The organism is Paenibacillus tianmuensis (genome assembly GCF_900100345.1).
In the GTDB taxonomy this organism is placed as follows: domain Bacteria; phylum Bacillota; class Bacilli; order Paenibacillales; family NBRC-103111; genus Paenibacillus_G; species Paenibacillus_G tianmuensis.
This window is the reverse complement of record NZ_FMTT01000008.1, coordinates 15,334-35,164: the sequence shown is the minus strand read 5'-3', so window position 1 is coordinate 35,164 and position 19,831 is coordinate 15,334. Positions and strand designations below refer to the sequence as shown.

Sequence of the window (19,831 nt, the reverse complement as noted above, 5' to 3'; positions counted from 1 at the left end):
CGAACGAGCCGATGCCACAGCCGTTTAGCGCAGCACAAAAGCCGCAACCGTATGAGGCTCCACAACCGTTCCAAGCGGCGCAGAAAGGCAAGCCGAGCGAGCCTGCTCTAAATCCGTATCAAGTAGCTCAGCCGCAGCCCGGGTATCAACCGTTTCAGCTTGGATACCAACCGCCGCCGCCTTCCGCGTCTTTGTTCCAGCAGTACAATGTTCCCGCCGTTGAAGCGATGGCTCAGCAGCCGCATCCTCCATACGGTAAAGGCAAAGAAAACGTTTGGAAGGAACCGGAGCTCCCGCCGATTCCGCAAATGCCCGGCGCAGGAATGATGCCTTACTATACGGCCCCGGCAGCGCCTCCGGCATACCCGTCTTTATCTACCGGTCAAGCGCCGGTTATTCAAAGCGGCTGCGGTTGCGGAGGGGGGCTGGCGGATTTGCCGTATGCGCTGCCGCCGGAATCGCCTCCATTTGCGCAGATGCCTGCCCAGGCGTCCTTGATGCCTCAATGGTCGCAGGCAGCGCCGATTTCGCTTGAGCCGCCTTTGCCGCAACCGAATATCCCCGGTCCGTTCCAGCCCTATGGCCAGCCGATGGACGAATACCCGTTCATGCCGTTTGTCGGTCCGGGACCTATATTCTGTGAACGGGTCGTGCCGTTCCACGGATACCCGGGATTTCCGTCGTATCCGGGCTATGTAAGTCCTGTGGCTGTCTCGTACGGAAGCCCCTTTCCTTGGGGGCAGCCGCCGGTATACGATAAGGGGAGAGAAGGTGAGAGGGAATCGGGAGAGAGCGCTCGTTCCGAAAAGGCGGTCATTTCGCAAACCGATACTCAGTCCGAATCTAAAGCGGCTCGTCCCCCGAAACGGAAAAAGAAGCAAAGCTCGGCACGTGCCGCGATCAGCAGCTTGATTGAGCGCAATCGCCGTCAGGCGGCCCGTTCGGTCAAACCGAGAAGACCCATGCCTTGGCTCGGCAACTAAATATAAAAAAAAACAGCCGGAAGCCTAAGCCTCCGGCTGTTTTTTTATGAGCGCGTTACATCTTAATGCCCAATACGTGGTCCAGCGGAATAAAGCCGATTTCCCGGCTGTCTTTGCTGTGATTTCGGTTATCTCCCATAACGAAGATGTGGCCTTCGTGGACCGTCCACTTGTGCTCGCCGAGAACCTGCATCGGCTCGTTCAAGTACGGTTCCTCCAGCACCTCCCCGTTACGGTATACTTTATCGTTTTTGAGCTCCAGGACATCCCCAGGCTTGCCGATGACCCGTTTGACGTACATATTCGGGTCCTCGCTCCCGCGAATGAACTTCAACAATGGGTGTTCCAGCACATCGTCCTTGAGCGTACGCTCTCGCTCTACCCGGCTGTCGATAATAACGATATCTCCGTACTTCGGCGCATAGCGGAACGTATGCGACAGCTTGGATACATAGATGCGCTGGTCGTTGTGCAGCGTAGGGTCCATCGAATGGCCCAGCACATGAGTCGGTTGAAACACGAAGATGCCGATCACAAGCGTCAGTGCGAAAGCGGCTGCGATGGAACGAACCCACGACCAAATTTCTTTGAATAGAGAATGCATAAACAACCGCCCTTCCTTTCCGCTGTTCGTATGCAACATAGTATACATGGAAAAAGTATAAACGTCGATCCCCATGGGAAAAATAGTAAAAAGGCTTCAAGTATTTCTAAACACCACGGACAGAAGGGGATCGCCATGATGTTGCTCGGCTTTTGGAATCAGTTAAAGAAGCAATTGAAAAAAAAGCTGCGCCTGAAACGCCGTTGGCTGAATCTGGCTGTCGTTTTGCTTGCAGTCGGCTTGTTCGCTGCAGGTGCGTGGATGCTGCGCGGCTCGCTATATGACAAAAGCGGCGGGCAGGGTCAAGAACAGTCCGTCTTCAGCCGCGCCGTCGAAGCCAATGTGCAGCCGGAGGAAGAAGTGCATGCGATGGTAAAAGATTTGAACGGGCAAAGGGATGCATTTGTAAAAAAATCGTACGTTTGCGGCGAAGAACTGCAGCGGGTCGGCATTATGAACGCAGCCGACATTTTGGCCTACCACAAAGCTCATCCGTCGATGACCGTGAGTCTTGGGAATTCAGACCGGGTTTATTTCATTGAGAAGGTGGAGGACTTGTCCCCGCAATGTAAAAACAACTCTTATTTCGGGCTGGATGCCAAAGGCAATTTGTCGTTGTTCGAAGGGGTGCCGGGGGCGGGAGGACAAAACGTGCTGCGAACATTTTTCCAGTTGAACATTCGGCATCTGGAAAGCAGCTTGCCCCGGGAGACGGTTAAACAGCTTTATCAGGGGGTTCGGGTAAGAGATTTGGCCGATTATAACAGCGTGCTCTCGACCCTGAGCGATTATGCGATCGAAGAAACGGAGAAAGCGATGCAAGTGACGCCATCCCCATAGAGGAGAGGCGCTCCATCCCACAGGAACGATTCAGACAAGCCCTGTCCTATAACGAAATACGTCGAAGTCCGCTGCGGCATTGGAGGCCGGGCGGACTTTTTGACGTGTTCATGGAAGGGATAATCTGCTATAATGGCAGGTGAATACATATGTTCGCTTCTTGCGGTCTGAGAGCCGCATATCGGAAAGCGAATGGGGGAGTGCGCGTCTTGCGGATTTTAGGTATTGACCCGGGGATCGCCATCGTCGGCTTCGGGTTTATCGATAAACAAGGTCATAAGCTGGTTCCCGTTCAGTACGGATCGATCCAGACGAAAGCCGGTACGGAAGATGCTCTGCGGCTAAAACAAGTATACGAAGCGACGGTGCAACTGATCGAGAAATATAAGCCCGATGCGGTCGCGATTGAAAAGCTGTTCTTTAACCGGAACGTCACGACAGCGTTGACCGTTGGGCAAGCCCGCGGCGTACTGATGCTGGCGGCGGTACAGCAGGGGCTGCCGATTGCCGAATATACCCCTTTGCAGGTGAAGCAGGCGGTTGTCGGCTACGGGAAAGCGGAGAAGAAGCAAGTGCAGGAAATGGTTAAAATGTTTCTGCATTTATCTGCCGTGCCGAAGCCCGATGATGTGGCAGATGCGCTGGCAGTGGCCATTTGCCATGCCCATTCTTCGGGATTACAACAAAAATTGAACGGAGCTTACAAGCGATGATCGACTTTTTAAGAGGGACGGTGGCGCACCGCGAAAAGGAATATGTGGTGCTGGACGTACGCGGCGTCGGCTACCGCGTTTTTTGTGCCAATCCATATGCGGTAGGAGCAGATAAGGACGGCGCGGAAGTGACAATGTACATTCACTACCATGTACGGGAAGACGCTCACCTGCTGTTCGGATTTTCGTCCAGAGAAGAGCAGTCATTGTTCCGGCTGCTGCTTGATGTGAACGGCATCGGGCCGAAGGTAGCCATCGGCGTACTGGCGGGAGGCCGCCCCGAAGTGATCGCGGCGGCCATCGGGCAGGAGAATATTTCGTTCTTGACCAAGCTGCCGGGCATCGGGAAAAAGACGGCGCAACGCATGGTGCTCGACCTGAAAGATAAGCTGGGCGCATGGACTTCGGCCGAGGCGGACGGTGTCGGCTTTGGTCTGCCGGAAATTGCCGCGGCAGGGCTGACGGCAAGCGGCGCTTGGGGCGAGGCGAAGGCGGCGCTGCTTGCGCTAGGCTATACCGAAGCCGAGGCGGACCGGGCGGGACAAGCCGTCAAGCCGAAGCTGAAGGGCGACGAGACGGCCGACGCGGTAACGAAGCTTGCGCTGCAGGCACTGTTTCAGCAGTCGCTGATGAAATAAGTCGTGTGGATAGTTGACGCGGCAGACGGCGTCCGCCTTGGCGGACAGCCGACAGGAAGGAGAGGCGCAACATGGAAGACCGCATCATCTCGGCGCATCTGATGATGGAGGATCAAGGGGTGGAGTTCAGCCTGCGTCCGCGGTATTTGGCTGAATATATCGGTCAAGCCCAGGCGAAGGAAAATTTGAAAATATATATCGAAGCGGCCAAAATGCGCAAGGAAGCGCTCGATCACGTGCTGCTGTACGGACCGCCGGGTCTTGGCAAGACGACGCTTTCGAATATTATCGCCAACGAGCTTGGCGTCAATCTGCGGACGACCTCGGGACCGGCGATCGAACGGCCGGGCGACCTGGCGGCCATCTTAACCAACCTCCAGGAAAATGATGTGCTCTTCATCGACGAAATTCACCGGCTTCACCGGACGGTAGAAGAGGTGCTATATCCGGCGATGGAGGATTACGCTCTCGATATCATCATCGGCAAAGGGCCGAGCGCCCGTTCGGTGAGGCTCGACCTGCCGCCGTTTACGCTGGTGGGCGCGACGACGCGCGTCGGGCTGCTTTCGGCGCCGCTTCGCGACCGGTTCGGCGTCGTCAGCCGGTTGGAATATTACACGGTCGACGAGCTGTCCTATATCGTCAGCCGGACCGCCGATCTGCTGCAGGTTCAGATCGTAGGCGAAGCGTCCCGGGAAATCGGGATGCGCTCGCGCGGGACGCCGCGGATCGCAAACCGGCTGCTCAAGCGGGTGCGCGACTTTGCCCAGGTGAAGGGTGACGGCATCATTACGCTCGACATTACGCAGGCGGCGTTGTCGAGCATTCAAGTCGATCCGCTGGGACTCGACGAGATTGATCATAAGATGCTGCGGACCATCATTTTGAGCTTTCAGGGCGGTCCGGTCGGGCTGGATACGATTGCTGCATCGATCGGAGAGGAAAGTCAGACCATCGAGGATGTCTACGAGCCGTATTTGCTGCAAATCGGATTTTTGCAGCGGACGCCGCGGGGACGTATGATAACGCCGAGCGCGTGCAAACATCTCGGGCTGCCGATGCCAAGCCGCTCTTAAGCGGAAGTATCGGCGGTTCCGTCAAGAAAGGGGAATCGGCGGTTTATGCATAAAACGAAACGGCCGCTCGATCGTACGGGACTAGCTCCTGTAGAGAGGGTGGCGCGTCGCTTAAGATCAGGAATGAAGGTGCCGGCAGCGCTGCTGCTTGCGGCAGCAATCGGCTTGGCGGGACCAGAAGGAGGCATGTTGCCTGCCGCTTACGCGGCGGTGTCTGTGCCGAAGCTCGACAATATTCGTGTCGCTTTATTTATCGATACGGGCAAATATGTTAGTCCGGCCGCCGCGGTTACGCTGTCGGCGGACGCCGGGCTGCAGCTCGGCTTGCACGGAGCCGCCGGGGCGAAGCCCGTCCATCAAGCGGCGGCCAAAACGCCGGTTCGCGTTTATGCGGACGGCTATTACGCGCAGCTGCCCGAGACGGGCGACGTTACGGCCGCGCGTTCGCAGGCGCAGAAGCTGAAGGCCGGAGGAACCGCCGCGGGCGTCGTACAGCGCGTGAAGCGTGGCCAGTCGGCGTACCGGGCCTATGTGGGCCCGTTCGCCACGAAGGAAGCGGCCGCGTCGGCCGCCGCAGGCCAGTCCGGCGCTACCGTCAGCGGGCCGCTACGCTGGAGCGCGGGCAGCTTCGCCGGCGAGGCGGAAGCGAATGCGCAGGCGGTAGCGCTGTCGCAGGCGGGCTTCGACGCCGATGTGGCGCTGACCGAAGCCGGATACGCCGTATTCGTTGGCGAAGCCGCCGACAGCGCGGCGCTGCAGGCGCTGAAAGCGCAGATTGCGGCGGCGCTGCCTACTGTGGCGCTTGCGCCGGTGGACACTGCGCAGAGCTACGTGCTGAAGCGCAGCGAGTTGGATATGGGCGGCCCAAATGCCGGCGGTCCCCTTGCGGCCTTCGCCTTCGGCGGGGGCGCGAAGCTGTGGGCCGCGGCTGCGGATGCGCAGGGCGGCGTCACGGTCCGCGAGCGGTTCGAACGCGCCTACCGCGGTGGAATTGAAGTGTCCCGGTTCAACGGCAAGCTTGCCGTTGTCAACGAGCTGCCTTTTGAGCAGTATCTCGTTTCGGTCCTTGGCTCCGAGATGAGTAAAGAATGGCCTTTGGAAGCGCTGAAGGCGCAGTCTGTCGCCGCGCGCACATTTGCGCTCAAGCAGGGCGTCAAATACCAGATCGCGCACGTCACCGATACGACCACGGATCAAGCGTATAAAGGAGTAGCGGGAGAGTTCGCCGTCGCGCAGCAAGCGGTGCAAGTGACGCAAGGCGAAGTGATCGTAGATAAGAACGGGTTGATCAACCCGCTGTATTACTCCAATGCGGGGGGGATGACGGCGGCTCCGACGGAAGTATGGGGCAACGAAGTGGCGTACTTGAAGAGCCAAAAATCCCCGGACGAAGGAGCTCAAGCGGGCAAAAAAGTGTGGTACCGGATCGTTTTGCCGAACGGCAATACCGGCTACATCCACTCCGACTACGCAAGGGCGACAGGGCAAAAAAATCCGGGCGGTTTGCCTTATTACGAGTCGACGGCAACCGGCGTGAGCGTCCGGCCTGCACCCTACGTCGACAATACGACCAACCCGACAGCGTTCAAGGTGGACATCGGTGACCGATTCGTCGTCATCGATCAAGAGATCGAATCGAACGCTTACTCCTGGATTCGCGGCCCTTACAATGCGGCGAAGGTAAAGGAAAAGCTTGGCGCGTCTTATACCGGCGGAGCATTAAGCCGGCTTGAAGTATCGAAAAGAGGGGTGTCCGGCCGCGCACTCGAAGTAACGGCGAACGGACAGCCGCTTAAAGCCGCTTATCCGGATTCGCTCCGCACGTTGCTCGGCGGCCTGCCCAGTACCCGGTTTGATATTGAAGAAACGGGACGCTATACTATATTGGGAGCAGGGGGGGCGACGCGAAGCCAGACCTCCGCCTCTCAGCCCGTCGTTGTCGCAAGCAGCGGCGGAACGGGAAAACAAACCGACGAGCAGCTCTTTATGATAAATGCGCAAGGCAAAGTTCGGTTGGCTACCCGAGACCCGCAGTTTATTTTCAAAGGTACCGGCTATGGTCACGGACTGGGGATGTCCCAGTGGGGCGCCAAAGGCTACGCCGAGCTTGGGTACGATTACCAGAAAATTTTACTGACGTATTACACGGGCGTCTCGATTCAGAAAGCCGCTCCTTGAGGTACTGCCGACAATGTCGTTCGAGCAGGGCATAAAAAAGTTGAACGAAATATGAAACCAACAGAAGGATGAAACGTATCATGCAAGTGGACTTTTTCGATTACCATTTACCCGAATCGTTAATTGCGCAGACGCCGCTTCCGGACCGGACGGCCTCGCGCTTGCTCACGCTGGAGAAGCGAACAGGGGAAATCGGTCACCATAAGTTTGAACAATTGGAGCGGTATCTTGAGGCGGGTGATGTGCTCGTGCTTAACGATACGCGGGTCATTCCGGCCAGGCTGTTCGGAGTGAAAGCGGACACGGGTGCCAAAGCCGAAGTGCTGCTGCTTAAGCCGCTAGAAGGGGACCGCTGGGAAGCGCTCGTCCGTCCGGCAAAACGTCTGAAGACCGGGACCGTGCTGCATTTTGGGGGCGGTGCTCCGTCCGAAGCAGACAGAGGTGCGGAGCCGCCACTGCTTGTCGCTACCGTCGAATCCGAAGGCGACATGGGCAGCCGGGTGCTGCGCTTCAGCTACGAAGGTATTTTTAACGAGCTGCTCGACCGCTTGGGACATATGCCGCTGCCGCCGTATATTAAAGAACAGCTGCCGGAGCGCGAGCGGTACCAGACGGTGTATGCGAAGCATCAAGGCTCAGCCGCGGCACCTACAGCGGGGCTTCATTTCACGCAGGACTATTTGAATCGACTGGAACAAAAAGGGATACAATTAGCATATGTTACGCTTCATGTCGGACTGGGGACGTTCCGTCCCGTCGGGGCCGAGACCGTCGAACAGCATGAGATGCACGAAGAGTATTACGAAGTATCCGCAGAAACCGCCAATCTTGTCAATGCCGTCAAGCGAAAAGGCGGACGGGTGGTTGCGGTGGGGACGACTTCGGCCCGGACGCTGGAAACGGCAGCGGGTGAAGATGGCACGCTGCAAGCGGGAAGCGGCTGGACGGGAATTTTCATTTATCCAGGTTACCGGTTCCGCATCGTCGGTGCGCTGCTAACCAACTTCCATCTGCCCAAATCGACGCTGCTTATGCTGATCAGCGCGCTCGCAGGGCGGGAGAACGTGCTCGCCGCTTACCGCGAAGCCGTTGAACGGGAGTACCGCTTTTTCAGCTTCGGCGACGCGATGTTCATTCATTAAAATGAGTAAAATTGACCGGAAAAGAAAGAAGTGATTGGATTGGCCGTTACCTATGAGCATATCAAGACCTGCAAGCAATCCGGCGCGAGACTGGGCCGGGTGCACACGCCCCACGGGGTGATCGAAACGCCGGCTTTTATGCCCGTCGGCACCCAGGCTACCGTGAAGACGATGTCCCCCGAAGAGCTAAAGCAAATGGATGCGCATATCATTTTGAGCAATACGTATCATTTATTCCTGCGTCCCGGCCATGAGATTGTGAAGAAGGCGGGAGGACTGCACCGCTTCATGAACTGGGATCGTCCGATTCTGACGGATAGCGGGGGCTTTCAAGTGTTCAGCTTGAGCGAGATGCGCAAAATCAGCGAGGAAGGCGTGCAGTTCCGCTCGCATTTGAACGGGGACAAGCTGTTCATTTCGCCTGAGAAAGCGATTGAGATTCAAAATGCGCTCGGTTCGGATATTATGATGGCCTTCGACGAATGCCCGCCTTATCCGGCGGAGCACAGCTACGTCAAGCAATCGCTCGAACGGACGACCCGCTGGGCGGAACGGTGTTTGAAAGCCCATGCCCGGCCGAACGAACAGGCGATATTCGCGATCGTCCAGGGCGGCATGTTCGAGGATTTGCGCAAGCAGAGCGCGCTTGAGTTGACTTCCATGGATTTCCCGGGGTATGCTATTGGGGGACTCAGCGTAGGCGAGCCAAAGCCTCTGATGTATGAGGTGCTCGATTACACCGTTCCTTATCTGCCTGCCCACAAGCCGCGCTATCTGATGGGCGTAGGGTCGCCCGACGCTTTGGTGGAAGGGTCGATCCGCGGCATTGACATGTTCGACTGCGTGCTGCCGACGCGCATTGCCCGTAACGGTACCGTGATGACGAGCGAAGGGCGGCTGGTTGTCCGCAATGCGAAGTTTGCCGAAGACTTCGGTCCGCTCGATCCGGAGTGCTCCTGCTATACGTGCAGGCATTATTCGCGGGCTTACATCCGCCATCTGATCAAAGCCGACGAATCTTTCGGCATCCGGCTGACGACGTACCATAACCTTCATTTCCTGTTGGAGCTGATGCGTGGGGTGCGCCAAGCGATTCGTGAAGATCGGCTGCTTGATTTCCGCGACGAATTTTTCGCGAAATACGGCATCGACGAGAACAGCAAAGGGTTCTAAAAGCCCGGTGAATCTGGAGCGCAGCCGCTTCGGATTCACCGGACTTACCACTTGGTATACATAGAGAAAGTCTGTAGAAAGGGGGGAATCAGACAATGTGGTTAGCGGCAAATGAAACGGCGGCGGCTCCGGGGATCGAGGGATATCTCGTGACTTACGGCCCGCTCGTCCTGATGTTCGTCGTTCTTTATTTCTTACTTATCCGCCCTCAGCAAAAACGTCAAAAGACGCGCAACATGATGCTGGGCAACTTGAAAAAAGGGGATAAGGTCGTTACGATCGGGGGCATGCACGGCACGATCCTGGAGCTTACGGACGATACGGTCGTCCTGCGGGTGAACGACGTCACGAAGCTGACCTTCGAACGTTCGGCCGTGAATGCGGTATCGGCTTCGGCGGCAGCTTCCGAAGAAAAATAGTTTTCCCATCGTGCTTCGCTGCACACGCAAACAAGCGAGGTCTCAACCCGTCCGGATTCCGGCGGGTTCAAAGAGATCTCGCTTTTTTTGTTTCCTTCCGATTCATTTCTTCAAATTGATGCCGATCATTCCGCCCAGCGCCCCAGCCAGCAACCCTACCACCGCAAGCACCAGCATCTCCTTGGAAAAACTTGCGTCGTACGCCAGAAATCCGATCATCCAAACGACCACGGTGTACATAGCCCCCAGCAGTCCCCCGTGATACCAGCCTTTGCTGCCGCTGCGTTTGCCCGATACCGCGCCCCCTATCAGCAAGGCGACTCCGTGAATAAACAGCGTCGCGCCCAACCACGATTTCTCCGGAATATTCGTACCCAGCAATACAAGCGAAGCGAGCAACGTTCCGGCCAGCATGAACGCCACGGCATATACCAATCCGGCAAATAAGGGCGAATTTTTCATCATCCCTCATGACCTCCTGTTCCAAGCCATTCTATGTTTCATTGTATGGGCATGTACACCGAAATAGTACAGCTTCTTCGACTGCGGAAGCATCGATTTGTTACCAGCAATTCACCCGCATGACAATCGTTCCCCGGGGCTACAATAGGCATTGAACTGCATTCGGGGAGGCCGAGTCCATGGATCTACTGCCGCTTTTTTTTCGCACCATTCTGATCTATGCGATCGTATTTTTTACCCTGCGCATTATGGGAAAAAGGGAGATCGGCAAGCTGTCGGTTTTTGACCTCGTCATTTCCATCATGATCGCGGAAATTGCCGTGTTCGTGCTGGAAGATATGAAGAAGCCTTTAATCGAGGGCATTCTTCCCATGGCAACGTTGGTCGTGGTTCAATTGGTCATTGCTTTTGTTTCGTTGAAAAACGAAAAGCTGCGCCGTTTGTTTGAAGGCAAGCCTTCCTCCATTGTTCAGAACGGCAAGCTGAATCGGAAGGAAATGAAGCGCCAACTATACAATTTGGACGATTTGTTGCTGCAATTGAGGGAAAATAAAGTGACAAACCTTGCAGATGTGGAATTTGCCATTCTCGAATCGTCGGGTAAGCTGACCGTGGTCGAAAAAAATCAGGAGACGGAACCGTCCGCTGAAAAGCCGGCGTCGTTTCGTTACGAAGGACTTCCTTTGCCGCTGATTATGGACGGGAAAGTACAGGACGAGAACTTGACCAAACTTGGCCAAACCCGGTTTTGGCTTAAGAGCCAGCTTCAGGATAAGGGAGTCAAAGATTTTAAAGACGTATTTTTTTGTTCCATCGATCATCGGGGCCGCTGGTTTATCGACAAAAAAAGATGAACTGAGGCTCCTGTTATTTCACAAACCGTTTGCCGAGCCACAGAATACGGAAAACGTCGTCACGGTTAATGAGTTTGAGCAGCATGGCGATCAGCAGATAAATGACAACCCCTGTCAGGCAGGAGAAGGCAAAACGGGTAAAGCCGCTGGCGATCCAAGGCGTATACATTACGACATAGCTGGCGAAGCCGGCGACCGCCATACTTATTCCGACTTTCAGGAAATCCCCGGCCTGCATGCGAAACTGAAGCAGACGCACGACGCTGTTCCAATGCAGCAAGGTAACGAGCATGATATTCACGCTGATGGCGACAACCGCACCCAAGATGCCGAATTCCGGACGACTGGCCAAGAAGTAAATGAGCGTCAGCTTAACAATAGACCCGACGAGCGTATTGATCAGTGCGCTTCCGGGTCTTTCGAGCGCTTGGAGAGTGGATTGCAGCGGCGCCTGAAAATAAATGAAAAGCGCCGCGGGCGCCATCATCCGAAGCATCGCCCCGACCCCGGGCTGCCCGTACATATACTGGCAAATCGGCTCTGCCAGCACATACATCAATACGGCGAAGGGGGCGCCCGTCACCAAGGCAAGCTTTAACGATTGGTGCAGCCGCATATGGATGGTTTTCATGTCGTTCTTGGCCGCCGCCTCGGATAACGATGGGATAAGCGACACCGCGAGGGAAAAGGTAAGCGCGCTGGGCAGCATTAGCACCGGAATAATCATGCCTTGCAATGCTCCGTACTGCGCCGTTGCCACACCGGTTGCTACGCCTGCAACAGCGAGGCTTTGAATAATCAGAATCGATTCGAGAAAATACGAGCCGGAGCCGACCAGCTTGCTTCCGGTGACGGGCATAGCTAATTGAAGAAGACTTTTCAGGCTCTCGAAGCGGTTGAGCGACCGTCGAGCTCCAGTCTTTGCCCGGTGAGGCGTCACTCGCTGCGACCGGTTATGCCGGTATAGCAGCACCAAAACGAGCAGGGCGCACAACTCGCCGACCATGACGCCGAACATCGCTCCCGCGGCGGCAAATTCGATGCCGTAAGGCAGCAGCATGAATGCAAAGGCGAGCACGGTAACGATGCGGACGAGCGTCTCGACCACTTGGGACAGCGCCGTCGGAATCATGTCCTGCCGGCCTTGGAAATACCCGCGGAATACGGCCGATATCCCGACGAGCGGGATGATCGGCGTCATACACAGGAACGTGTAGTATACCCGGGGGTCCGTGAACAGATGATCGGTAATCCAGCGGGCGCCGAGGATGATGACGGCTGTGAAGACAAAGCTGATTATAGTTGCCAGGGCAAGCGCTACCCGAAAGATCGTGCGGACCCGGGCGGCGTTGCCTCCGGCTTCGGCCGCAGCGATCAATTTGGCTATCGCGACCGGGATGCCTCCCGTGACGATCGTCAGAATGACGATGAGAAACGGCCACCCCATTTGATAAAGGCCGATTCCCTCCGGACCGATGACACGCGGAAGCGTAATCCGGGGAATGAAGCCGAGGATGCGGTTGACAATGCCTGCTGCAAGGAGGATGAGCGTTCCTTGGATAAACGATTGTTTTGTCAAGGGACCGACCTTCTTTCTTCCTGGATGGGCTTGTATTCCCGTACGTTATTAATGGATATGCACAACCTGTCCAAGAGCATGCAACAATTTTTAGAGCGCGCCGCAGGCACAAAAGGCAGGAAAACGATCCGGGACAGCGAATAGGTACAATAACGAGGCTGCGCACGCGGGAGGGTTACAAGATGGAAAACGACAGTTGGAAACAGGATCGCAGCGGCGGCAAGGGTCCGGATTCTATGGAAGCGGGAGCGGAGCATACCTCCGCTTTGGAAACGGAACCGGGAGTCGGGAACGAGCATACGGGAAGTTCGGAGTCTCGGAATCTGGAAGAAAACGGGGCGCGGGAAGCTGCAGCCGAAAAGCCGCTTACGGAGCCGGTCCCTTATATGGAGTTTTTTTACTCGGAGAGGGAAAACGGCGATCACCCGCAGGAACCGACGATGGAAGAGAAGGTTTCGACCTCGCGTTCACTCGTGGATGAAGAATCGGCCGGTCCGAAGCCGGACGAGCCTCAGGGGGAGATCGATACGGCTTTGGCTGAGGATCACGAGGAGGAGTGCGAGCCCGAAGCAGTCGATCTGCCGGAGCTTTGGATGAAACACATGGAATCGGAACCGGACCCTGAACCGGAAGAAGAGCCTATGAATGACGAGGAGCTCAGCCGGGTAATCGAGGAGATTTGCCGTAGCAAAGCCGAGGAGTTCCGCATGATCGGTTACGAGCAGGTGATAGGAGAGGAAATATGGGAATGCGTCAGCGACAAATACCGTAAGACCGGCGTTCCTCCACTGCACCGGATCGTCAACGATATTTTATCTTTGAAGGCGACGCAGTTTATGAACTGGATGACCATGAGCATATACAAGGATGCCCATCGCTAGCGAGCGGGCTTCTTTTTTCGCGCGTCATTATGGAAAGGAAAAAAGAGGCAAATTGACTCGTTTTTCGGACGTAGGTATAATAGGAATATTGAGTATGGAAGGAGACTTTTATGGACATCAAAAGAATCGTCGCTTTTTTCGCTATCGTACTGATCGTCTTTGCCGCGATCGGAGTGACGAGTCCGCAGCTTGTCAAACAAGTGAAGCTGGGGCTTGACCTGAAAGGCGGCTTTGAGATTCTGTACGTTGTGGAGCCGATTGAGCCCGGGAAGCCGGTTACTCCCGAATCGCTCAAGCAGACCGCGATCAGTCTGGAGAAGCGGGCCGATAGTCTCGGGATTGCCGAGCCGGAAGTAACAACCGAGGGAAGCGACCGCATTCGCGTGAAACTGGCCGGGGTGTCGAATGAAGAGGAAGTCAGAAAAATCATCAAAGAGCCTGCGCAGCTCACCTTCCGCGGGCCGGACGGCACGAAGGAAATGCTGGGGAGCGACTTCGTAGAGGGCGCTGCCCAAGTCGGTTTCGACCAACAGAACCGTCCTATGATTTCGATCGAAGTCAAGGATAAAGAGAAATTCCGCAAGGTCACGGAGAAGCTGATCGGTCAACCGCTTGGCATTTATTTGGACGAGCACCAGTTGTCCGCGCCGATCGTACAGCAGGTGCTGACCGACGGCAAAGCGACGATTTCGGGCAATTATACGTATGACGAAGCCAATAAGTTGAAAGACACGATCAACCTTGGCGCGCTTCCTCTGAAGCTTACCGAGAAATATACGCAGAGCGTAGGCGCTACGCTTGGCCAATTGTCCCTGCAGGAAACGGTTAAAGCCGGCCTCGTCGGTTCCGTGCTGATCCTGCTCTTCATGCTGATTTTTTACCGGGTGCCGGGCCTCGTCGCCTCGATATCGATTATCACCTACGCCTGGCTGCTGCTCGTCGTCTTCGACTGGATTAACGCGACGCTGACGCTGCCGGGGATTGCGGCGTTTATTCTCGGCATCGGGGTGGCGGTCGATGCGAACATTATTACAGCCGAGCGGATCAAAGAGGAAATCCGCAGCGGCAAAAGTATTCTTTCCTCGATGAAAGCAGGCTCGAAGCATTCGTTTAGAACGATTATGGATGCCAATATTACGAACATCATTTCCGGCTTTGTACTATTTTACATCGGTAACGGAGCCATCCGCGGATTTGCGCTTACGACGATGCTCAGCATCGTGCTTAGTGTAATCACAAACGTCTTCTTTGCGCGGTTTTTGACCTTGCTGCTCATCCGAAGCAATTTGTTCAAGAAGCCGGTCTATTTTGGCGTAAAGGAGTCGGAAATCCGTGAACTCTAAAACTAAAATACTTTTTGATTTTGTCAAAAAACGCAAAACGTTTTATATCATTTCGCTTCTCGTCTGTATCGTTGGCGCCGTCGTGTTGGCGGTCAGCGGTCTGAACTACGGGGTGGAATTCCGGGCAGGAACGTCCATGGACATCTCGGCCGGACAAGCGATGGATAAGGCCAAAGCCGAAGAACTGCTCAAAAGCGCCGGCGTCGAAGCCGGTGTGATGACCCTTGGCGGGGACAACAACAACCGCCTGTCCATGAGGTTTAACGATATCTTGCCCGAAGCAACCCAGAAACAGATTCAGGAAAAATTCAAGGCAACCTACGGCGACAGCGTATCGCAGGAAGTCAATACCGTTACGGCGGATATGGCGATGGAGCTTCGCAACAAAGCGCTCATCGCGATCGGGGTAGCCAGCTTGGCCATTTGTCTCTATGTCACGATTCGCTTTGAGTGGCGGTTCGCGATTGCTTCGATTATTGCGATTCTGCACGACGCCTTTTTGGTCATCAGCGTGTTCGCGATATTCCGCCTGGAAGTGAACCTGCCGTTTATGGCTGCCGTGCTCACAACGATCGGTTATTCGGTTAACGATAAAATCGTCGTCTTTGACCGGGTTCGCGAAAATCTGCGCTTTGCCAAGCTGAAGACGCCGGACGATTTGGCGACCTTATTGAACGAGAGTATCTGGCAGACGATGACAAGAAATATTAATACGGTCCTTACGGTATTGATTGCCGCCGTTTGTTTGCTTGTGCTCGGCAGTCCTTCCATTCAGCTCTTCGCGCTTGCGAAGATCGTCGGTCTGGCCAGCGGCGCGTATTCTTCCATCTTTATTGCAGGTCCGCTTTGGTACGATATGAAAAGTAAGGCGCTCGGCTCCAAAAAGAGCTCTGAAGCGAAAGCGTAAGATCCGCTTTTACCGAAGCCATGGTTCATCTGCGGCCGGCCGCGTGAAACGGCAAGTTTCCGCGGCCTTTCTATCAATCTCATGGAGGAGTGGCCCATGACGGAGGAACGTTACAAGCAAGCGGCAGCGGGCGCATGGATCGGCATAGCAGGAAATCTTGCCCTTGCCCTTCTGAAAGGCGTGACCGGCTATTTGGCCAACAGTAAAGCATTAATGGCCGATGCGTTCCATTCGGCGTCGGATGTTGTAGGATCGGTTGCGGTGCTGGCCGGGCTTCGTGCGGCCAAGCTGCCTCCCGACGAGGATCATCCGTACGGACACGGCAAGGCGGAGCCGATAGCGGCCATTATTTTATCGGTACTGCTGCTTGTGGTCGGCGTGGAAATCGGCATTTCGGCTGCGAAATCGATTTATGGCGGCGTGCACGAACCGCCGGAAGGCTTCGCGCTGACGGTGCTCATCTTGTCCATCATTGTCAAAGAAGCGATGTTTCAATACAAGTTCCGGCTTGGGAAGAAGCTGGCTAGTCAAGCCCTGATCGCTAACGCTTGGGAGCACCGCTCCGACGTTTATTCCTCGATTGCCGCGTTTGTCGGGGTCGGGGGCGCGATGCTCGGTTCCTATTTCGGAACTCCTTACTTGTATTACCTGGACCCGATTGCGGGTCTGGTCGTTGCGGTTATGGTGCTTCGAATGGGATACCGTTTATTGATGGGTACAGTTCACAGCACGATGGACCATGTACTGCATCAAGAAGATGCAGCAGATTTGCTTGAAACGGTACAGCGCATTAAAGGTGTTATCGCTGTGGATCAATTGCGGGCGCGGGAACACGGCCATTATGTCATTGTCGATGTGAAAATCAGTGTCAATCCGCGCATCTCGATCCAGGAAGGGCATGATATTGCCAAAATCGTCAAGTATACGCTTATGAAACGATTTTTGCATGTTTCCGACGTGTTCGTTCACGTCAATCCGTATGATGCAGGTTATCCTTACAAGAGTGCGGATTCGGAGCCTGACGATATGCCCACGGTGCTTCACTAAGAGGAATAGGGGGAACGGCCGTCATGCTTCAGGCGAAAGCAAGATGGAATATCGGCGCGGCAGACGGCAAAGCGGCTGAAAGGTTGGCGGAGGAGTTTAATCTGCCGCCGATCATTTCAAAACTGCTCGTTGTACGGGGAATAACAGATTCCACGCAAGCCGCTCATTTTTTAAACGGAGGAACGGATCAGACGTACGATCCGTTCCTTTTAGATGGTATGGAACAAGCGGTGGAACGAATTCGAAAAGCGATCGACAACGGAGAGCATATTCGCATCTACGGCGATTACGATGCGGACGGTGTCAGCAGCACGACGCTGATGGTTCATCTGCTGCGGCAGTTCGGCTGTACGTTCGATTATTACATTCCGCATCGCGTTCACGAAGGCTACGGTCTCAACACCGCTGCGCTTGACGCGGCGAAGGAACAGGGCGTCGGGCTGATCGTAACGGTCGATACCGGAATTAGCGCCGTGAAGGAAATCGCACATGCAAACGAGTTAGGGATTGATGTCATCGTCACGGATCATCACGAGCCGCCGGAGGTGCTACCGGAAGCCTACGTACTGATAAATCCGAAAAAGCCGGGTTGTCCGTACCCTTACAAGCAGCTTGCAGGGGTAGGCGTCGCTCTAAAGCTCGCACAAGCGCTGCTAGGCCGTTGGCCTGAAGAGCTGCTGGAATTTGCCGCTATCGGTACGGTGGCTGATCTTATGCTATTAACAGACGAAAACCGGATTATCGTAAAGCAAGGCTTAGAGCGGGTGAGATCGACATCGATTTATGGCATTCGAGCACTGCTGGAAATAGCGGGTATTCCGGTTCGGGAGGTTACCTCTGCGCATATCGGATTTGCTTTGGCGCCCCGCATCAATGCAAGCGGCCGTCTGCTCAGCGCGGATACGGCGGTCAGGCTGCTGACGACGACGAGCGATCAGGAAGCGGATCAGCTGGCATTCGAGCTGGATCAGCTGAACAAGGAACGGCAGCGTATTGTCGACGAAATGACCAAGCAGGCCGTAGACATGGTCGAAAAACGCAAAGCGGACGGCGGACTGCCCGATGCTATCGTACTGGCTCGCGAAGAGTGGAACGTCGGTGTGATCGGCATCGTTGCCTCCAAGATCGTTGACCGCTTTTACCGGCCGACCGTTATTTTAGGCATAGATCCGGAAACCGGTATGGCCAAAGGCTCTGCGCGTTCGATCGCGGGCTTCGACATGTACCGCGCCTTAACGCATTGCTCGGATTTAATGGATCATTACGGCGGTCATCCGATGGCGGCTGGCATGACGCTTGCAAGGGATCATTTGCCGGAGCTCGGCCTTCGGTTGGAGCAGCTGGCGAAAGAATGGCTGACGCCGGATGATTACATACCGCAGCTGGATGCGGATATGGTCTGCGATTTCAGCGACGTAACCTTGGAAAGCATCGGACAGCTGGAGCGGCTTGGACCGTTCGGGATGGGGAACCCGTCCCCGCGTTTCGTGTTCGGCGCTCTTGCTTTAAATGACATGCGCACGATGGGCAAGGAGCAGCAGCATTTGAAGCTGTCGCTCCGTTCCGCGCAGGATGAGACGGCCGCCGCGATGGATGGGGTCGGATTCGGCAAAGCTTCTTTGTCGGAATGGATATCGCCGTCGGCACAGCTTGAAGTGCTCGGGGAGCTATCCATCAACGAATGGAACGGGGTGCGCCGTCCGCAAATTATGATCCAGGACGTGCGCGTGCCGGAAATACAGCTGTTCGATTGGCGAGGGACTCCGAAGCCGGAAAAGAAGCTGGCGGAGCTGTGCGAACGGCTTGAACGGCATAATTCGGGGCAGCATGGCTCTTTGCCTGCCATAATCGTGTTTGAAGAGGCGGTTCCGGCTCCGCTTCAATCCACTTCTGCCCGATACACGCTGTGGTATGCCGACATTCACGGCCGGTTTCGGCCTGCGAACGAAAACGCAGGACTTACGGCATTATCGGGGGCTTCGGACGTGTTCATTTACTCCCTCCCGCAGAGGATGGAGCAGTTGCACGCGCTGGCCGTCGAAGCGTCCTCTGCGCAGCGGTATTACGCTGCGTTCGGAGGCACCGAAGAGGATAAGCAAGGTAGCATCATGCCGGGCCGCGAGATGTTCAAAGCCGTATACGGCGCCGTCATGGCATTGCGACCGGAAACCGCGAATCAGTCCGCAGGCAGCCAGATTGTTCCGGCGATTGCGAGACGTTGCGCGCTTTCGCCGCATCTCGTCCTTTTTATATTGGACGTTTTTACCGAGCTTGGCTTGATTGAATCGGAAGGGGAAGGGTACAGAGTTGTGCCCTCCTCCGAGAAAAAGGATTTATCCGCCTCGCTGCTTTATCGCAGCCGTTCAAAGCGGCCGGACGTAGAACAGGAGCTTCTGTACTGCTCCGCAAAGGAGCTTCGTTTGAAGCTTCTGAAGGGACCAGGACCAAACCATTCCATGATGGAGGAAATCGTATGAACTTCAAAGATTATATTCGCGTTATCGAAGACTTCCCGCAGCCGGGAATCAGTTTTAAGGACATCACGACATTGCTGAGAGACGGCCAAGCCTATAAAGCTGTTATTGAAGAGCTTGCCCGCCGCTTGAAGGACAAAGAGATCGATTGCATCGCCGGACCGGAAGCGCGCGGTTTCGTGGTCGGCGCGCCGCTCGCGATTGCACTGGGAGTCGGCTTCGTGCCGATCCGCAAAAGCGGAAAGCTGCCGGGGGCGACGATTGAGGCAGATTATGCACTAGAGTATGGCAAAGACAAGCTCGCGATGCATAGCGATGCGATTGCTCCGGGGCAAAAAGTGCTGATCGCCGACGACTTGCTGGCCACAGGCGGCACGATTGCGACCTCGATCAACCTGATCAATCAGTTGGGCGGAGAAGTGGTCGGGGCGGCGTTCCTGATCGAGCTTTTGGAGCTTAACGGACGGGAGAAGCTGGACGGGGTCGAAGTATTTTCGCTCGTGCAGTATTAATCTTGC

The 19,831-nt window shown here is 55.5% G+C and carries 18 protein-coding genes and 1 pseudogene; 16 read left to right on the top strand and 3 right to left on the bottom strand.

The genetic code is table 11. The annotated features are described in order from the left end of the window. A pseudogene (locus BLO51_RS07690) lies at positions 1 to 983 on the top strand (hypothetical protein); the annotation flags it as partial. Positions 984 to 1,038: 55 nt separating this feature from the next. On the opposite strand, the gene lepB reads toward BLO51_RS07690, so the two are convergent. Continuing rightward, the gene (gene lepB / locus BLO51_RS07685; protein ID WP_090669629.1) at positions 1,039 to 1,587 is read right to left on the bottom strand and encodes a signal peptidase I; all 549 of its coding nucleotides are present in this window, start codon (positions 1,585 to 1,587) and stop codon (positions 1,039 to 1,041) included. Positions 1,588 to 1,722: 135 nt separating this feature from the next. On the opposite strand from lepB, the gene BLO51_RS07680 reads away from it, so the two are divergent. The 8 genes from BLO51_RS07680 (at position 1,723) to yajC (ending at position 9,766) form a co-directional block, all read left to right on the top strand. After that, positions 1,723 to 2,427 carry a BofC C-terminal domain-containing protein gene (locus BLO51_RS07680; RefSeq protein ID WP_090669284.1) on the top strand — a complete coding sequence of 235 codons (705 nt, stop codon included), beginning with the start codon at positions 1,723 to 1,725 and terminating at the stop codon, positions 2,425 to 2,427. A gap of 209 nt (positions 2,428 to 2,636) precedes the next feature. Further along, positions 2,637 to 3,140 carry a crossover junction endodeoxyribonuclease RuvC gene (ruvC, locus tag BLO51_RS07675; RefSeq protein ID WP_090669627.1) on the top strand — a complete coding sequence of 168 codons (504 nt, stop codon included), beginning with the start codon at positions 2,637 to 2,639 and terminating at the stop codon, positions 3,138 to 3,140. Then, positions 3,137 to 3,778, top strand: coding sequence for a Holliday junction branch migration protein RuvA (gene ruvA / locus BLO51_RS07670; protein ID WP_090669283.1), 642 nt, complete (start codon positions 3,137 to 3,139; stop codon positions 3,776 to 3,778). The genes ruvC and ruvA overlap by 4 nt, the downstream gene beginning before the upstream one ends. Positions 3,779 to 3,849: 71 nt before the next feature. Continuing rightward, positions 3,850 to 4,854 carry a Holliday junction branch migration DNA helicase RuvB gene (gene ruvB, locus BLO51_RS07665; protein WP_090669282.1) on the top strand — a complete coding sequence of 335 codons (1,005 nt, stop codon included), beginning with the start codon at positions 3,850 to 3,852 and terminating at the stop codon, positions 4,852 to 4,854. Between the two features lie 45 nt (positions 4,855 to 4,899). Next, the gene (locus BLO51_RS07660; RefSeq protein ID WP_090669280.1) at positions 4,900 to 7,032 is read left to right on the top strand and encodes a SpoIID/LytB domain-containing protein; all 2,133 of its coding nucleotides are present in this window, start codon (positions 4,900 to 4,902) and stop codon (positions 7,030 to 7,032) included. An 80-nt stretch (positions 7,033 to 7,112) separates the two neighbouring features. Then, positions 7,113 to 8,174 carry a tRNA preQ1(34) S-adenosylmethionine ribosyltransferase-isomerase QueA gene (gene queA / locus BLO51_RS07655; protein WP_090669279.1) on the top strand — a complete coding sequence of 354 codons (1,062 nt, stop codon included), beginning with the start codon at positions 7,113 to 7,115 and terminating at the stop codon, positions 8,172 to 8,174. Between the two features lie 33 nt (positions 8,175 to 8,207). After that, entirely contained in the window at positions 8,208 to 9,347 is a 1,140-nt protein-coding gene (gene tgt, locus BLO51_RS07650) for a tRNA guanosine(34) transglycosylase Tgt (RefSeq protein ID WP_090669624.1), read from the top strand. 95 nt (positions 9,348 to 9,442) lie between these two features. After that, on the top strand, positions 9,443 to 9,766 hold the full coding sequence (gene yajC, locus BLO51_RS07645) for a preprotein translocase subunit YajC (RefSeq protein ID WP_090669277.1): 324 nt from the start codon (positions 9,443 to 9,445) through the stop codon (positions 9,764 to 9,766). A 102-nt stretch (positions 9,767 to 9,868) separates the two neighbouring features. Here the strand turns inward: yajC and BLO51_RS07640 are convergent, their stop codons facing one another. Beyond that, on the bottom strand, positions 9,869 to 10,231 hold the full coding sequence (locus BLO51_RS07640; RefSeq protein ID WP_245719573.1) for a TIGR04086 family membrane protein: 363 nt from the start codon (positions 10,229 to 10,231) through the stop codon (positions 9,869 to 9,871). A 176-nt stretch (positions 10,232 to 10,407) separates the two neighbouring features. On the opposite strand from BLO51_RS07640, the gene BLO51_RS07635 reads away from it, so the two are divergent. Beyond that, positions 10,408 to 11,082, top strand: a complete 675-nt coding sequence (locus BLO51_RS07635) for a DUF421 domain-containing protein (protein WP_090669275.1) — start codon at positions 10,408 to 10,410, stop codon at positions 11,080 to 11,082. Between the two features lie 13 nt (positions 11,083 to 11,095). Here the strand turns inward: BLO51_RS07635 and spoVB are convergent, their stop codons facing one another. Next, the gene (gene spoVB / locus BLO51_RS07630; protein ID WP_090669273.1) at positions 11,096 to 12,661 is read right to left on the bottom strand and encodes a stage V sporulation protein B; all 1,566 of its coding nucleotides are present in this window, start codon (positions 12,659 to 12,661) and stop codon (positions 11,096 to 11,098) included. A gap of 182 nt (positions 12,662 to 12,843) precedes the next feature. Here spoVB and BLO51_RS30990 point away from each other — a divergent pair, with 182 nt between their 5' ends. From BLO51_RS30990 to BLO51_RS07600, 6 genes are all read left to right on the top strand, one after another. Continuing rightward, positions 12,844 to 13,542, top strand: a complete 699-nt coding sequence (locus BLO51_RS30990) for a post-transcriptional regulator (protein ID WP_090669270.1) — start codon at positions 12,844 to 12,846, stop codon at positions 13,540 to 13,542. A gap of 110 nt (positions 13,543 to 13,652) precedes the next feature. Beyond that, on the top strand, positions 13,653 to 14,885 hold the full coding sequence (gene secD, locus BLO51_RS07620) for a protein translocase subunit SecD (RefSeq protein ID WP_090669268.1): 1,233 nt from the start codon (positions 13,653 to 13,655) through the stop codon (positions 14,883 to 14,885). Then, a complete protein-coding gene (secF, locus tag BLO51_RS07615; protein WP_090669265.1) occupies positions 14,875 to 15,792 on the top strand; it encodes a protein translocase subunit SecF in 918 nt (305 codons plus the stop codon). The genes secD and secF overlap by 11 nt, the downstream gene beginning before the upstream one ends. Positions 15,793 to 15,888: 96 nt before the next feature. Then, positions 15,889 to 16,839 (top strand): cation diffusion facilitator family transporter, encoded by a 951-nt coding sequence (locus tag BLO51_RS07610; RefSeq protein WP_090669262.1) that lies wholly within the window; start codon positions 15,889 to 15,891, stop codon positions 16,837 to 16,839. Positions 16,840 to 16,862: 23 nt separating this feature from the next. Beyond that, the gene (recJ, locus tag BLO51_RS07605) at positions 16,863 to 19,316 is read left to right on the top strand and encodes a single-stranded-DNA-specific exonuclease RecJ (RefSeq protein ID WP_090669259.1); all 2,454 of its coding nucleotides are present in this window, start codon (positions 16,863 to 16,865) and stop codon (positions 19,314 to 19,316) included. Beyond that, entirely contained in the window at positions 19,313 to 19,825 is a 513-nt protein-coding gene (locus tag BLO51_RS07600) for an adenine phosphoribosyltransferase (RefSeq protein ID WP_090669256.1), read from the top strand. The genes recJ and BLO51_RS07600 overlap by 4 nt, the downstream gene beginning before the upstream one ends. Positions 19,826 to 19,831: the final 6 nt, after the last annotated feature.

Excerpts from the sequence above, each read along its gene's own strand:
- lepB (WP_090669629.1), bottom strand. The coding sequence starts at position 1,587 with ATGCATTCTCTATTCAAAGAAATTTGGTCGTGGGTTCGTTCCATCGCA.
- BLO51_RS07680 (WP_090669284.1), top strand. The coding sequence starts at position 1,723 with ATGATGTTGCTCGGCTTTTGGAATCAGTTAAAGAAGCAATTGAAAAAA.
- ruvA (WP_090669283.1), top strand. The coding sequence starts at position 3,137 with ATGATCGACTTTTTAAGAGGGACGGTGGCGCACCGCGAAAAGGAATAT.
- ruvB (WP_090669282.1), top strand. The coding sequence starts at position 3,850 with ATGGAAGACCGCATCATCTCGGCGCATCTGATGATGGAGGATCAAGGG.
- BLO51_RS07660 (WP_090669280.1), top strand. The coding sequence starts at position 4,900 with ATGCATAAAACGAAACGGCCGCTCGATCGTACGGGACTAGCTCCTGTA.
- queA (WP_090669279.1), top strand. The coding sequence starts at position 7,113 with ATGCAAGTGGACTTTTTCGATTACCATTTACCCGAATCGTTAATTGCG.
- yajC (WP_090669277.1), top strand. The coding sequence starts at position 9,443 with ATGTGGTTAGCGGCAAATGAAACGGCGGCGGCTCCGGGGATCGAGGGA.
- BLO51_RS07640 (WP_245719573.1), bottom strand. The coding sequence starts at position 10,231 with ATGATGAAAAATTCGCCCTTATTTGCCGGATTGGTATATGCCGTGGCG.
- BLO51_RS07635 (WP_090669275.1), top strand. The coding sequence starts at position 10,408 with ATGGATCTACTGCCGCTTTTTTTTCGCACCATTCTGATCTATGCGATC.
- BLO51_RS30990 (WP_090669270.1), top strand. The coding sequence starts at position 12,844 with ATGGAAAACGACAGTTGGAAACAGGATCGCAGCGGCGGCAAGGGTCCG.
- secD (WP_090669268.1), top strand. The coding sequence starts at position 13,653 with ATGGACATCAAAAGAATCGTCGCTTTTTTCGCTATCGTACTGATCGTC.
- BLO51_RS07610 (WP_090669262.1), top strand. The coding sequence starts at position 15,889 with ATGACGGAGGAACGTTACAAGCAAGCGGCAGCGGGCGCATGGATCGGC.
- recJ (WP_090669259.1), top strand. The coding sequence starts at position 16,863 with ATGCTTCAGGCGAAAGCAAGATGGAATATCGGCGCGGCAGACGGCAAA.
- BLO51_RS07600 (WP_090669256.1), top strand. The coding sequence starts at position 19,313 with ATGAACTTCAAAGATTATATTCGCGTTATCGAAGACTTCCCGCAGCCG.